14 protein-coding genes are annotated in these 13991 nt (G+C 61.2%); 2 read left to right on the forward strand and 12 right to left on the reverse strand.

What is annotated here, in order from left to right:
• The first annotated feature begins 81 nt into the window (after nt 1–81).
• On the forward strand, nt 82–1023 hold the full coding sequence (locus tag ACSQ8V_RS25085; protein WP_436207500.1) for a LysR family transcriptional regulator: 942 nt from the start codon (nt 82–84) through the stop codon (nt 1021–1023).
• Nucleotides 1024–1140: 117 nt separating this feature from the next.
• A complete protein-coding gene (locus ACSQ8V_RS25090) occupies nt 1141–2391 on the forward strand; it encodes a D-amino acid dehydrogenase (RefSeq protein WP_436207501.1) in 1251 nt (416 codons plus the stop codon).
• A 17-nt stretch (nt 2392–2408) separates the two neighbouring features.
• Here ACSQ8V_RS25090 and ACSQ8V_RS25095 read toward each other — a convergent pair whose 3' ends face one another.
• From ACSQ8V_RS25095 to ACSQ8V_RS25150, 12 genes are all read right to left on the reverse strand, one after another.
• Nucleotides 2409–3809, reverse strand: coding sequence for an FAD-binding oxidoreductase (locus ACSQ8V_RS25095; RefSeq protein ID WP_436207502.1), 1401 nt, complete (start codon nt 3807–3809; stop codon nt 2409–2411).
• Nucleotides 3810–3972: 163 nt separating this feature from the next.
• Nucleotides 3973–4428 (reverse strand): GNAT family N-acetyltransferase, encoded by a 456-nt coding sequence (locus ACSQ8V_RS25100; RefSeq protein ID WP_436207503.1) that lies wholly within the window; start codon nt 4426–4428, stop codon nt 3973–3975.
• Between the two features lie 201 nt (nt 4429–4629).
• The gene (locus ACSQ8V_RS25105) at nt 4630–5529 is read right to left on the reverse strand and encodes an NAD(P)-dependent oxidoreductase (protein ID WP_436207504.1); all 900 of its coding nucleotides are present in this window, start codon (nt 5527–5529) and stop codon (nt 4630–4632) included.
• Nucleotides 5530–5583: 54 nt separating this feature from the next.
• On the reverse strand, nt 5584–6927 hold the full coding sequence (locus ACSQ8V_RS25110; protein WP_436207505.1) for an MmgE/PrpD family protein: 1344 nt from the start codon (nt 6925–6927) through the stop codon (nt 5584–5586).
• A gap of 34 nt (nt 6928–6961) precedes the next feature.
• Nucleotides 6962–7741, reverse strand: coding sequence for a 3-hydroxybutyrate dehydrogenase (locus ACSQ8V_RS25115; protein WP_436207506.1), 780 nt, complete (start codon nt 7739–7741; stop codon nt 6962–6964).
• A gap of 80 nt (nt 7742–7821) precedes the next feature.
• The gene (locus ACSQ8V_RS25120; RefSeq protein WP_436207507.1) at nt 7822–8496 is read right to left on the reverse strand and encodes a GntR family transcriptional regulator; all 675 of its coding nucleotides are present in this window, start codon (nt 8494–8496) and stop codon (nt 7822–7824) included.
• Between the two features lie 97 nt (nt 8497–8593).
• Nucleotides 8594–9367 carry a carboxymuconolactone decarboxylase family protein gene (locus ACSQ8V_RS25125; protein WP_436207508.1) on the reverse strand — a complete coding sequence of 258 codons (774 nt, stop codon included), beginning with the start codon at nt 9365–9367 and terminating at the stop codon, nt 8594–8596.
• Between the two features lie 4 nt (nt 9368–9371).
• Nucleotides 9372–9761: a cupin domain-containing protein gene (locus ACSQ8V_RS25130; protein ID WP_436207509.1), complete on the reverse strand. Its 390-nt coding sequence runs from the start codon at nt 9759–9761 to the stop codon at nt 9372–9374.
• Nucleotides 9761–10678, reverse strand: coding sequence for an NAD(P)-dependent oxidoreductase (locus tag ACSQ8V_RS25135; RefSeq protein WP_436207510.1), 918 nt, complete (start codon nt 10676–10678; stop codon nt 9761–9763). The genes ACSQ8V_RS25130 and ACSQ8V_RS25135 overlap by 1 nt, the downstream gene beginning before the upstream one ends.
• 17 nt (nt 10679–10695) lie before the next feature.
• The gene (locus ACSQ8V_RS25140) at nt 10696–12039 is read right to left on the reverse strand and encodes an MFS transporter (RefSeq protein WP_213765361.1); all 1344 of its coding nucleotides are present in this window, start codon (nt 12037–12039) and stop codon (nt 10696–10698) included.
• Nucleotides 12040–12113: 74 nt separating this feature from the next.
• Nucleotides 12114–12509: a carboxymuconolactone decarboxylase family protein gene (locus tag ACSQ8V_RS25145; protein WP_213765362.1), complete on the reverse strand. Its 396-nt coding sequence runs from the start codon at nt 12507–12509 to the stop codon at nt 12114–12116.
• A 37-nt stretch (nt 12510–12546) separates the two neighbouring features.
• Nucleotides 12547–13977, reverse strand: coding sequence for an aldehyde dehydrogenase family protein (locus ACSQ8V_RS25150; RefSeq protein ID WP_436207511.1), 1431 nt, complete (start codon nt 13975–13977; stop codon nt 12547–12549).
• Nucleotides 13978–13991 lie beyond the last annotated feature (14 nt).

Raw genomic sequence — 13991 nt, forward strand, 5'->3', positions numbered from 1 at the left:
GCGGCTCTGCCCGAGGGCCTTGTTCCAAACGATCAGTATGTGTCGTAAGCTGCATGGCGATGTCAATCCAGGGAGACTCAGGTGCGTTTGCGACATATCGAAATCTTCAGTGCGATCATGCTCACCGGCTCGACCAACGGCGCGGCCCAGCTTCTGCACATCTCGCAGCCCGCCGTCAGCAAAATGCTGCAGCACGCCGAGCAGTCCGCCGGTTTCGCGCTGTTCCTGCGCAGCAAAGGCAAACTTGTACCGACCCCCGAGGCGCTGCGGCTGCGCGAAGAACTCGGCCCGTTCGATGAACAACTCAAGCGGATCCGGCGTCTTGTCACGAGCTTGGCGCACGGCGCTGACCGACCGTTGCGGGTAGCAGCTACCCCGGCGCTTGCACACCACGCGCTGCCGCAGGTCATGGCGCGCTGGTGCCGCGCATTCCCGCAATCCAAGTGCGAACTGAGCGTCGCACACACCCGCGAGATCGAACACGCGCTGCTGTTCGACGAGATCGAACTCGGGCTGACCATGCGGCCCGTCTCCCATCCCAACCTGGTTGCCACGCCCGTGTGCGAAAGTACGCTGTGCGCCATTGCACCGGCCGGCTGGTGGGCGGACGCCCTGCTCGACCAGCCGCTGACAGCAGACGATCTGGCGGGGCAACCGCTGATCACCATCGATCCAGACGACTACCTTGGGGCGATCCTCTCCGCGTGGCTCGATGTGGCGGCCCAGCCCCCAGTCAGCAATTTGTCGGTGCAGACTTATCCGCTTGCGAAGTCGCTGGTGCAGCAGCGCATCGGCATCGCGATAGTCGATTCGTTCACCGCAAATTATCCCCAGCATCATCCGGACATCCAGATCCGGCCGCTCGCGATTAACGAAACCCTGCAGGTGTACGCAGTGACCGAACACTCGCGACCGCCGCCGCAATCGGCGGAGCGGCTCATCCAGTTCCTGCGTGACGATGCGCCCGGTGCATCGACCAGGACATCGACCAGGACATCGACCGGCGAGTCGTCGCGGAGTTAGATGCCGGTGCGAGCGCTATAACCAGCGGCTATAGCGCGAGCGCTGGTCGATATTGGACGCCGTTTGCGAGCTGCAGAACAATGTCCTCCAGCTCAACCAACCACTGACCTATATCCCATGCATGTGCTCGTACTTGGAGCCGGAGTCACCGGTCTGGCCACGGCCTGGTATCTGCGGGAGGACGGCCACACCGTCACCGTCGTAGAACGCAATGAGGACGTTGCACTCGAATCCAGCTTTGCTAACGGCGGACAGCTTTCGTACAGCTATGTCGCACCGCTCGCCGGTCCGGGGGTACTGTCAAAGCTGCCGTCCTGGCTGTTGCGCGGTGACTCGCCGATCCGCTTTCGACCGCGCCTCGACCCGGACCAGTGGCGTTGGCTTGCGCAGTTTGTCTGTGCTTGCACGCAGCGTAAAAGCGAGTTGTCTACCCGGAGATTGTTGGCGCTCTCGTTCCTGAGCCGTGATTTGATGCGGCAACTGCAGGCTAGCGAGCCAGGCTTGTACTTCAGCCATTCGAATGCCGGCAAGCTGGTGGTGCACCGCAAGCGCGCTTCATTCGACGCCGCGTTGCGTCTGCTCGATTATCAACGCTCGCTCGGCTGCGAACAGCAAGCGCTCGATACCCGTGAGTGTGTGCAGAAAGAACCAGCGCTGGCGCATCTCGCCGGGCAGTTGCAAGGGGGCATTTTCACGCCCAGCGAAGACAGCGGCGACTGCTATCAGTTTTGTGTCGAGATGAGCCGTCTGCTGCGAGCACGCGGCGTGGAATTCCGGCTCGGTACGACGGTCACGGCCTTGCGTCGCGCGAAGGCTCGCGCCCAACGGGTCGAGGCAGTGGCCAACGACAAGACCATCGATGCTGATCAAATCGTGCTGGCAGCCGGCATCGCCAGTGCCGCGCTGCTCAAGCCGCTAGGTCTGCGAGTTCCGCTTTATCCGTTGAAGGGCTATAGCCTGACCACCCAAGTTGACCCGCACGGCAACGCGCCGCACATCAGCATCACCGACTTTGAACGCAAGATCGTCTATGCCCGGCTCGGCGACCGGCTGAGGATCGCCGGCATGGCGGACGTCACCGGTCGTCAAGCGGATATCGATCCGTCTCGCGTCGCGACGCTACGCGCTGAATCGGCTGCGGCGTTTCCGAGCGCCGGTAATTTCGATGAAGCCACCGTCTGGTGCGGCCTTCGGCCCGCCACGCCGCATAGCACCCCGATCATCGATTCAACGCAATACGAAAACCTCTGGCTCAACCTCGGACAAGGTGCACTTGGTTTTACACTCGCGCTTGCAAGCGGCCGATCGATTGCAGATCTGATCGCACGGCGCCCTCCGGCAGTGCCGCTCGACAGTTTTACGCTGTAAGCGCTCGCATTGCCACGCTAAAAAATCTTGCCGGGGTTCAGGATGCGCGCGGGGTCCAGTGCTTGTTTGATCGCGCGCATCGACGCTACATCCGCTTCCGAACGCGTCAGGTGCAGGAAGTGTTTCTTCTTGATGCCTATTCCATGCTCCGCGGAAATGGATCCACGGAAGTCTCTCGTCACGTCGTAGATGACCTGGTCGATTGCATCGTGATCGTGCTTCGGCAGGCGAGGCACGTCCACCACAATATGGATATTCCCATCGCCAAGATGGCCGTAGATCATGATCGTGGCGTCGGGCCATCGGGCGCGCAGTTGCGCCTCGCAGCGTGACGCGGCCTCGCCCACTTGCGCAATGGAAAAGCTCACGTCGTAAGCCGCGTGATTCGGGATGAAGCGCTGATATTCACCGGGGGCATCGCGGATTGCCCAGAACGCCTGCGCATGCGCCTCGGTCGAAGCCAGCGCGGCGTCGGTCACTACGCCCTCCTCCAGCATTGCGGCCAGAAACTCTTCGAACGCGTCACCGTGCCGGACGGGATCGGTTCCAACACTTTCCAGCAACACATAGAACGGATGCGGCGAGTCAAGCGGGGCACGCAAATTGTCCAGGTTGGCAAGCACGGTATCGTGATAACCCGCCCACATGACCTCGAACGCCGATACACCTGGAGCCAGCCCTGCCTGAGCGCGCCGCAGCAGCGTGGTGACGGCGTCGAAACTGGGCAATCCACACCATGCTGTCGCCGTTGCCGTGGGCTTTGGACGCAGACGCAGCACCGCGCGGGTGATGACCGCGAGCGTGCCTTCGCTGCCGATCAGCAAGTTGCGCAGATCGTAGCCGCTGTTGTCCTTGATCATCTTGTTGAGGCCGCCCACGACCGCGCCGCTCGCCAGCACGGCCTCGATGCCCAGCACCTGGTCGCGCATCATGCCGTACTTGATGACCCGATTGCCGCCCGCGTTGGTGGCGAGGTTGCCGCCAATGGAACAACTGCCGCGCGCGCCGAGGTCAAGAGGGAAATAGAAGCCGGCCGCGCTGGCCGCGTCCTGAACCACTTGCAGCGGCGTGCCGGCCTGAACCGTCATGGTGCCCGACACCGCGTCGATCTCCACGATCTGGTTCATGCGATCAAGACTTAGCGCGACCTCGTCGCCGCGTAGATTGGCGCCGCCTACCAATCCTGTCAATCCGCCTTGCGTGACGACTGGCTGCGAGTAGCGAGTACAAATCTCGAGCGCGGCCGCGACCTCGCGGGTGTCGCGCGGCCTGATGAGCGCCAGCGGCACCGCGCTCGGCAATCCGCTCCAGTCCTCGACACGGCGATCGCCAAACTCACTCGGCAGCGCCACAACCTGTGCGCCGAGCGCTTCCCGTAACGCGTTGACTGCTTCGCTTGACGCTGCGTTTGCTTCCATCTCCTGTCTCCTCGATGCACGGCTTCAATCGCGCCGCCGCACTCGGTATTCTGATCACCCAATCGTATAACCGCCAAGGAACACTACACCGCCGATTTTAGTTTGATGCACAGTTCCGGCCGAGATGAAGTTGATAGGGCGAATTGACTCACGAAACCAAGCCTCAGGCCGCGATGTGTTTCTGCATGAACACACTCAGTGGGTCGTTCGTGTAATCGCCAAACGGTCCCCGGCGCTCATAGCCGGCTGAGGCATAGAGAGCCAGCGCCTCATGTTGGTACGGTCCGGTTTCAAGCTTGAGTAACTTGCAGCCAGAGCCTGTTGCCCCTGACTCGAGCAGAGCCAGGAGATTTTTTGCGACGCCTTGCCCCCGGCCGCGAGGACTGACATACATGCGTTTGAGTTCGCCAAATTCAGGGCAGAGGACAATCGCCCCACAGCCGATTGCCTGGCCCGTACTATCCCTCGCAACGGCAAACAAGACGTCGGGTTGCTTCAACGACGCCAAGTCCAGGGCATGCCTGCTCTCTGGCGGGTACAGGGTGTCCTGGTAAGCGTCCAGCTCGGCAATGAGGGCGATCACGTCAGGCTGATCGGGTGATTCGAAGGCGATGGCCATGGTTGAAGAAGGGGGAATTTGACGAAAAGGAAGTTAAAGTACGCCACGCTTCGGAAATTTGTTTTAAGTGAGCATACAGGGCATCATCGGCCCGTTAGCCGACTTACTCAGCTTCCCCGCAGTCCTCGACCAAGCAAGAGCCCGGCGTCGCGAAGGCGCAAACGGCTCTCCCAATGCACGCCAGGATATCTACGGCACCTTCTAACCAGCGATACCCTTGCCATCCGACCAGCTCTCAACATACTTGACGAGTTCAGTCATGTCGCGCGACTTGCCGTCCTGCATTGCCGCGTAATTCCATACCTGACGTGCGGTGTTACCTAACCACATCGGCACGCCAAGCGCCTGGCACTCTTCCACCGCGAGTCCGATGTCCTTGCAGACGCTGCCGATCGGAAAGCCGAAATCGAACGTGCGCGGCAACACCTGCTTCGGAAATTTATCGAGTGTCGCGCCGTTCTTGCCGCTGCCCGCATTGAACACTGACATCATCACGTCCGGGTCGAGCCCGCCCTTCACCCCGGCTACGAACGCTTCAGAGGTAATCGCAAACGCCGTCGACGAAAGCATGTTGTTCAGCAGCTTGAGCAATTGTGCCTGACCTGCCTTTTCCCCTACGATGAACACCTTCCCGAAGATATTGAATAGTTCGCTTACCTGAGCAATCGCTTCCGGCTTGCCCGCGGCCATGACGGCGAGCGTGCCTTTTTGCGCGCCGGCCGCGCCGCCGCTGATGGGGGCATCGACGGTTTCGATGCTTTTTTCAAGCAGTCCCGCCGCCACTTCCTGCTCCGTGCGCGAGCCGACGGTGGACAGGTCGACCAGGATCCTGATCGTCTTGCCCTCTACCAAACCGTCCGCACCCAATGCGACTTCCTTGAAGATAGCGGGCGTAGGCAGGCTGGTGAAAACGACGTGCGCGCTATCGGCCACTTCGCGCGCGCTACTCGCCACCTGCGCGCCGATCGCTGACAACTCCGCCAGGGCGCGCTCGTCGCGATCGTAGATCACCAGGGAATGACCGTGCTCGATCAAGCGACGCGCCATGGGACGCCCCATGACGCCGACACCCACAAAGCCCAACTTCATATGTTCCGACATGATGCTTCCTTGACAGTGATGAATGGTGTACTTGCCACATGCGCGCTTATAGACTTACAAACAGGCGAGTTGCATGGGCAAGGACGAATCAGGTGCGCTTTCCAGCGACCATAGGGCGTCGATCAATGGGTTCGGCTTGCAACCAGAGCCGCCGTATTCAGCTAGCTCCTTGAGCTTGTTTTCCAGGTCAGTGTCCGCGAGCGGTGCTTGCAGGCTGCCGCGCGCTGCATCGATACGGCGCGACATCGTCTCGCCCGAGCGCAACGTGAGCGTCACCTGCGCTGCTTCGACGGAATATGCGGGGTCATCGACGAAATCCAGACGGCTGGCGAAGGCCCGCAACAGTGGATCAGCTACAGCGGCATCGGTAAATTCAGCGAGACCGGCGCGGCCTCGGGCGAGCGCGACCGCGACGCTGTGTTGCGCGCTGACCTGGGCTTCGCGGCCAAGCGTGATGTTCGGACGGTCGGTTCGTGCGCGCAGCAGGGGGTGACCTCTCAGCGTGACGCGCTCGACATCGGCGAAAGAGAAGCCCTGTGTCGCCGATAACCCCAGGCACGCCTCAATCACCGGATTAAGCACGACGCCGCACGGGTAAGGCTTGTACGTATTCGATAAGAGCGCCCATTCGCGGCCGATTGTGGCGAATGCTGCGTCCACGCTGGCGTCGGTGGCTTCGCTCAGCACGCGCAGGAAGCCGCGCTCGCCTTCGATGGGCCGCTCGGGTCCGGCCAACCCTTCTTGCGCGAGCAACGCCGAGAGCAGGCCGTTACGGGCGGCATTGCCCACGCTGATGCTCTTCGACATGCTGCCCAGCGTTTCAACCAGCCCGGATGATTGCGCCGATGCATGGCCAAAGGCCCAGCCGATTTTCGCAGCGTCCAGATTCAGGACTTTCGCAATGGCCGCCGCCGCGCCGAACACACCGCAGGTGGAGGTGATGTGCCAGCCTCGCTGATAATGCCCCGGCGACACCGCATTGCCCAACCGGCACTCGATTTCCACGCCGAGTACGAACGCCAGCAACCATTGCCGGCCGCTCAGCAGTGACTCCTGAGCGAGCGCGAACAACGGCGCGGCCACCGGCGCAGTAGGGTGAATGATGGTGGGCAAGTGGGTATCGTCGAAATCGAAGACGTTCGCGCTCATCGCGTTCAGCGCGGCCGCATTCAGGATGTCGGTCTTCTCCCCGCGTCCGACAAGCCCCGCTTCATGCCCCGAACTGAAACGGCCGTACACGTTCACGGCTTTACTGATGCCCGGGTCCGAGCACCCCGCAAGCGCCACTGCGAAGTAATTCACCAGCGCGCGCTTCGCCTCGTGACGAACCTTCGGCGGAATGTCTTCCCACTGCGTCTGCGCGACGAACGAGGCTAGCGTACGCGTGATGTCTTTCATGAATGTCTCCTCCCTCCGTACCGAGACGGGGCGTTCAGCCGGCGAGCCAGCCGCCTTCCATCGGCATCATGGCCCCTGTTATCTGACTGCCCGCGTCTGAACAAAGGAACACGACCAGTTCTGCTACATGTGACGCGCTGACGAATTCGCCGGTGGGTTGCTTGCCGGCGAGGAACTGCTTCACAGCGTCACTATGGCCAAGACCTTTCTCCTCCATCAACTGCGCAATCCGGCTTTCGATATTCGGCGTTTTCACCGTGCCCGGGCAGATCGCATTGCACGTAATACCCTGATGAACCGTCTCGACTGCCACCGCGCGCGTCAACCCGAGCAGCGCTGTCTTGGTCGTCACGTAGTCGACGCGATTCGGCGTGGCCCGTGACCCATACACCGACGTCATGTTGAAAATTCGACCCCAGCCACGCGCACGCATGCCGGGCAGGACCAGCTGAATAGCTTGAAACGCTGCCGTCAGGTTGACTGCCAGCGCCTGGTTCCATCGGTCCGCAGGAAAATCCTCGATCGACGCAAAGTGCCGGACAACTGCGTTATTGATCAATATATCGATACCGCCCATGCGTTCGCGCGCCGTCTCCATCAGGGTCGAGACAGCGTGAGGATCGGTCAGGTCCGCTTGAACATACGTAGCCTTGACGCCGTAATCCTGCTCGATCCGGGCTATGGAATCGTGTACGCTCTCCGGCGCTTCAAGCCCATGCAGAACGACGTTACAACCCGAACGGGCGAGACCTTCAGCCATCGCGAATCCGAGCCCATTTGACGACCCGGTGACCAGTGCGGACTTTCCTTTCATAAAAAGTAATCCTAATCAAATGAGAAAATTCCCGCCTGAGCTTTGCGACGACAACCCGGGCGCGAACGCCCGGGCAACGCCTAGACGCTCGCGGTTTCCTCCAGCATCCGCCTGGCCGCCTTCTCTGCATTCGCCACATGCAAGCGCGCGGCGGCCTCGGCCGCCTGCGCATCTCGCGCCTTCAGCGCCTTGAACAGCTTGTCGATTTCCTTGAGACTCGACGGCAGCCGGTCGGGGTGCATCAGCGACGTCGCGCGGAGCAGGTTCACCCGCGAATAAAGACTGGTCAGGATTTCTTTCACCAGAGCGTTGCCGCAATTGTCGAGCAACACGTCATACAGATCCGTCTTCGCTGCCAGCACGCCGGCCTGGTCGCCCGTCATGGCCTTCACCTTCAGCGCCTTCACCGCTTCACCAAACTGCGCGATCGCGGCATCGCTCGCTATCCGCGCAAACTCACCCGCGGCAAACCCCTCTAGAAGCCCACGTATGGCATATAACTCCGACGCTTCGCTCTTCGAAATGACCGCGACCATAGGTCCTTTGTGAGGCACGCTGCAGACCAGCTTCTCGGCTTCGAGCCTGCGCAATGCTTCCCGGATCGACGTGCGGCTCACACCAAGTGTCTCGCACAACTCGCGTTCCACCAGGCGCGCGCCCGGTGCAAAACGCCCGGACATGATGGCCTGGCGAAGGACAGTCTCGACCTGATGCCGTAATGTTTCCGGTCGTATCAAATCCATATCGGATGGCATGATTGTATTCCCGTCGGACGATTTACCAGTGAGCCATGATACTCGAAGTCCCAACTGAAACCGCCATTACGCAAGACTTTGCGCGGTCGGACGTTACCTACGCGTTGTTGTGTTCGAACTCATCCAAAGCAGCTTCAAGGATCGGCGCGGCCAGTACGGCGCCGTGTATGCCGATGGTGCTTACAATTTCCAGCACTTCCATGATCTCCTCGGCCGTCGCGCCGTAACGAAGTGCGTTGCGCATGTGAAGTTTCAGGCCCGGCACGTAGAGGTGTGTCGCGGCGGCATCGAACGCGCAGTACATGAACTCCTTGACCTTGGGTTCCAGTACGCCCTCACGCCACGGCACGGAAGAAAATGCCACGTAGGTTTCAAACAGATCAGGATCGAGTTCGAGAAAGCCTTCCCACGATGAATGCCAATACCCGCGATTCTCGATGAAGCTTTCCTTCAGCGCGGCACGGCGGGCATCGAGCGGCGCCGGACCCTGGCGTTTGCCCTCTTCTTCGAGCACTTCGATCAGCACGGGGACGCCCACGTTCGCAGCGTGGATACCCACGGTGCTCGCGAGCTGGATCACTTCGACCAATTCCGCACGCGTTGCACCCGCGCGAAGTGCCGCGCGCACGTGCTGCGCCACGCCCGCCGCGTAAAGGTGAGTCGCAGCCGCGCAGGCGGTGATCGCGACAAACGCTTTCACCTTGTCCTCAAGATGATTCTTCTTCGACGGCACCGCCGAGAACGCCACGTAAGCCTCGAAGAAGCTGGCGTCGAGGCGCAACAGGCTCTCCCAGCCATCGCTCCATGTGCCGTGCACATGCGTGAAGGCATCCTTCGCTTGCTGTTGCCGCTGTGTCAGGGGAGCGGTCATGACGTCAGCCCACCGCGTTCTGGTACACCGCTTCGGCAACCTCTTCTTCCCAGAGCGTCTTCCCGAGCGAGGTCGCCGTATGAACCATGTAGCTGTTGCGTCCTGCGCCGTGCCAATGACGCTCATTAGCGGGGATCCACACCACGTCGCCTGTGCGGATTGCCTGCGGCTCGCCGCCATCGACGCACACGAACCCGCTGCCCGATGTCACCTGCAGGATCTGCCCCTGCTCATGCGTGTGCCAGAAGGTACGCGCGCCCGGCGAGAAGAATACGTTCGCGATGGTGACTTTGTCGGTCGTCGGCATGATCGAATCTGCCCACACGACGCCGCTGAACGTAGCCGAGCGTTGCTCCGATACTGCACCGTCAGCCCTGCCGCGAAACACTTTCATTACTGTTCTCCTGTTGAAGAATTTTTGGCATCCTTGAGACGTACGCCGCCCGACACGTCGCCGATCGCATCGACTACGCGGTTGCTGATCACGTCGCCGTAACCCAGCGCGGTGGCCAGGCCGAAACTCGCCAGCGGACCCGACGAATTCAGCGAGGACACGCCCAGCTCGCGCACGCGGTCGATATAAAGCACGACGTCCTTCGTCATTAGCCTGCTGGTCAAACCGCCCTCAAGGTAGTCACCATCGACAATCTTCGGAAAGCGGTTCTGCGTGGCGAAGTTCACGCCGCTGCTGCTGTTGAGGACGTCGAGCAAACGATGGAGATCGAGCCCCGCCTTCTTGCCCGCGACCATCACCTCGGCGGTCGCCGACAAACTCACCGCGTTCAGGAAGTTGTTGAGCAGCTTGGTCGTATGGCCCGCGCCGCTCTCGCCCATGGTGATTGTCTTCGTGGCGATCGGCTTGAAGACCCACTGGATTGCCTCGATCGCGGCGGCGTCGCCGCCAACCATCAGCGTGAGCGTGCCCTTCTCCGCTGCAGCGGCGCCACCGGAAATACCGGCATCGATGTACTGCACGCCACGCTGCTTGAACAGCGCGTTGAGTCGAATAGTGGAGCTTGCAGCGGCCGTGCTCAGGTCGACCACGGTCTGTCCTTCGCGGCACGAGGCGAGAATGCCGTCCGGTCCCTCCACCACCGCTTCAACCACTTTGCTATCCGGCAGCGACAGCAGCACGACGTCGGCGAACCGGGTCACTTCCGCGATTGACGTCGCCGCCCCCGCGCCAACTGCCGGCGCGCGTTCGGGGGCGGTATCGAAGCCCAGCACTTCAATGCCCGCCCCGACCAGACGGCGAGTCATGCGGCCGCCCATGTTGCCCAAACCGATGAAGCCAATGCGTTGTGTATTCATGAGTCTCTACCGTAAGTTCAAAAGTCGACGTGCTTCGTTTCCGGTCCCATCAGCGCGCCGACCGTACCAATCACGCCACCAATGCACAGCAGGACCACCGGCGTAAGCCGCAACGGCATGAACGCACCCAGCCAGTTCATATAAAACGCATAAAACGACGGGATGATCACCGAGAGGCTGAAGCCCACGCCAAAACCGGTGGCGCGAACATCTGTCACGAACCGCTCGTTGATGTAAGTCACGATAACGCCCCACGGCGAAGTGACCAGCACCGAGAGCAGCATGACCAGCAGCATGATGACCGGCAAGGACAGGCCGTCCACATTGGAAAGCACATAGAGAATGACGGCGCCCACAGTCGCGATCAGCGGACCCACCACCACGAAAAACGTGCGCCGCCCGATTTTCTGGCCGAGCATGCCCGAGCCGATATAGCTGAAAAACAGCACGAAATAGGACAGCAGCAACGTAAGCGACATCTGGAAACCGGACAGGTGCAGCGTATGCACAAGCAGGCCAGTCGGCATGAAGATCGTGATGATGTTCTGCGTGAGCCAGAAGCCCGACATCATCAGCAGGACCTGCAGCAGGTTGCGTCCGCTCTTGCCACGAAGCAGATCGGAAAGCGGCAGTTTCTCCGGCTTCTTTTCGCCTGTCTCGCTCTCCCAGATCTCCGATTCGGACACCTTATGTACGTAGTACAGCGCGAGAACGCCCGCCAATACCGAGCCAATGACGAACGGGATGCGCCAGCCCCACTGCACATACGGCGAATGCAGGCCGTTGAGCGGAAACACGGCGAACATCACCATGGCAACCAGGTTGATCGTCACGTAGGCCGCCGGAAAACCGGCAATGATCAGTCCGCCGACGAAGCCGCGCTGCTCCTTCTTCGAGTATTCGATGGCAAGCGGCATCGCACCCGTGTAGCCACCGCCGAGGAAAATGCCGTCGATAAACCGCAGGATCACGAGCAGCCAGTAGGAACCGATGCCAAGCGTTTCATAGCCCGGCAGCAGGGCGATCAGCAGCGTGACGACGCCGAATCCGGAGACCGAGAGAATCGACGCCCGGCGACGCCCTACCCGGTCCGCGACCATGCCGAACAGCAGCGCGCCAATCGGGCGGCCCAACAGGGTGGTGATGAAAACGAGGGAAGCGAGGATTGCCTCCATGCCGGGCGCGAGATGCGGCGGCTGGAAGAAGAACAGCACCGGGGCGAGCACGACGACCGGCAGGTAAATGTCGAACATGTCGATGAATTCGGAGAAGAACGCGCCCTTGATGGCGTTCCTGCGTTTCTCATCGACGGACTGCCCGGTAGCCGCTCTTGCTGCGCCGTGTGTCGTGACTGCTTCCATGCTCGTCTCCATTGATGTCGTGTTGCATCGCTCGCGGATGCTTATTGAACGTCGAACCCCGGGAACGTTGAACCTCAGCCCTTGGCGGCGTCGGCTTCGTAGGCCTTGATCGCATCGGTCGCGACCCGGAAGGCCGCGAGCGCGAGGGGGGCGCCGCAGTACACGGCGGCCTGCATCAGCACCGCGCGAATCTCCTCCTTCGTGACGCCGTTCTTGAGCGCGCCTTTCACGTGCACGGACAACTCGTGATGCTGGCTCATGGCGGTCAGCATGCCGATGTTGAGCATGCTCCGGGTCTTGAACGTCAAGGTGGGATCGCCCCAGATCTCGCCCCATGCGTATTCAGTGACGAGCTTCTGCATCGGCCGGTTGAAGTCGTCCGCGTTCGCCCAGGACTTCTCGACATGCGGTGCGCCGAGCACTTCCTTGCGGTTCTCGAAACCCTTGTCAAACAGTGCGTTATTTTCCATTGCTTGTCATCCTCTGGTTACGTCATTTCCGGGTGCGTCAGGCGTGACCGTAGCCGACCATCGCCTTGATCTCGAGGTATTCGCGCAGGCCCGCTTCGCCCCATTCGCGGCCATTTCCCGAGCGTTTGTAGCCGCCGAAGGGCGCGTTAAAGTCGGCTGCGGGATAGTTCAGGTGAACGCCGCCCGCGCGGAGCTGGCGGCCGATTTCCCGGGCGCGCTCAATATCGCCGGACTGGACATACGCCGCCAAACCGTACTCCGTTCCATTAGCAATCCTGATAGCTTCGTCCTCGGTGTCATAACCCATGATGGACAGCACCGGTCCGAATATCTCCTCGCGCGCAATGGTCATGTCGGGCGTGACGTCCGCGAAGATTGTCGGTTTGACGTAGTACCCCTTCGATAACCCGTCCGGCCGCCCCGTTCCTCCGGTAACGAGCCGCGCGCCTTCGTCAATACCCTTCTGGATCAGCACCTGCACGCGCTCGAACTGGTTGCGGTTGACAAGCGGTCCGAGCTGCGTGGTCTCGCTGTCCGTTGCACCCACGCTATAGCCCGATGCCGCGGCTTTCGCGATCTGTGCTGCGTCGTTCATCATGTGACGCGGCACGAGCATGCGGGTGGGGATCGAACAGGATTGTCCGGAATTGGTGAAGCACGCGGCCACGCCGCGCGTGACGGCATCGTCCAGGTTCACGTCATCGAGCAGGATGTTCGCGGACTTGCCACCGAGCTCCTGCGCCACACGCTTGACCGTCTCCGCCGCCATCTTTGCGACCAGAATTCCGGCGTGCGTCGAGCCGGTGAACGACACCATGTCGATATCCGGATGCGACGCGATCGCTGCGCCCACCCCCGGTCCGTCGCCATTCACCACGTTGAGCACGCCCGGAGGAACCCCGGCTTCATGCGCGACTTCGGCGAACAACAGCGCGCTCAGCGGCGAGTATTCGCTCGGCTTGAGCACCATCGTGCAACCTGCAGCCAGTGCAGGCGCGATCTTCACCACGATCTGGTTGATCGGCCAGTTCCAGGGCGTGATGAGTCCGCAAACACCTATGGGTTCGAGACGCACGCGCGTGGTGCCGCGCTGTTCCTCGAACTCAAAATTCTCCAGCACGCCGATCAATGCATTCAGATGCGCGGGACCGCGCGCTGCCTGACCTTTCCGCGCAAACGCGATCGGTGAGCCCATCTCGATGCGCATTGCTTCGGCGAATTCATCGTATCGCCGCTCATAGACCTGAACGATCCGCCGCAGCAAGTCGATGCGCTCTTGCACCGACGTTGCCGAGTAAGCGGCAAATGCTTTACGAGCCGCAGCGACCGCACGATCAACATCGACCGCATTGCCCAACGCCAGCCGATCGATCCTGCTTTCAGTTGCCGGATCGATCAGGTCGAACCAGGCCGGCGAGACCGGATCGGTCCATTGTCCATCGATATAAAACTGAGCCGCACGAGACATGTTCGTCCTCTCCG

Source organism: Caballeronia sp. LjRoot31 (assembly GCF_964253885.1).
In the GTDB taxonomy this organism is placed as follows: domain Bacteria; phylum Pseudomonadota; class Gammaproteobacteria; order Burkholderiales; family Burkholderiaceae; genus Caballeronia.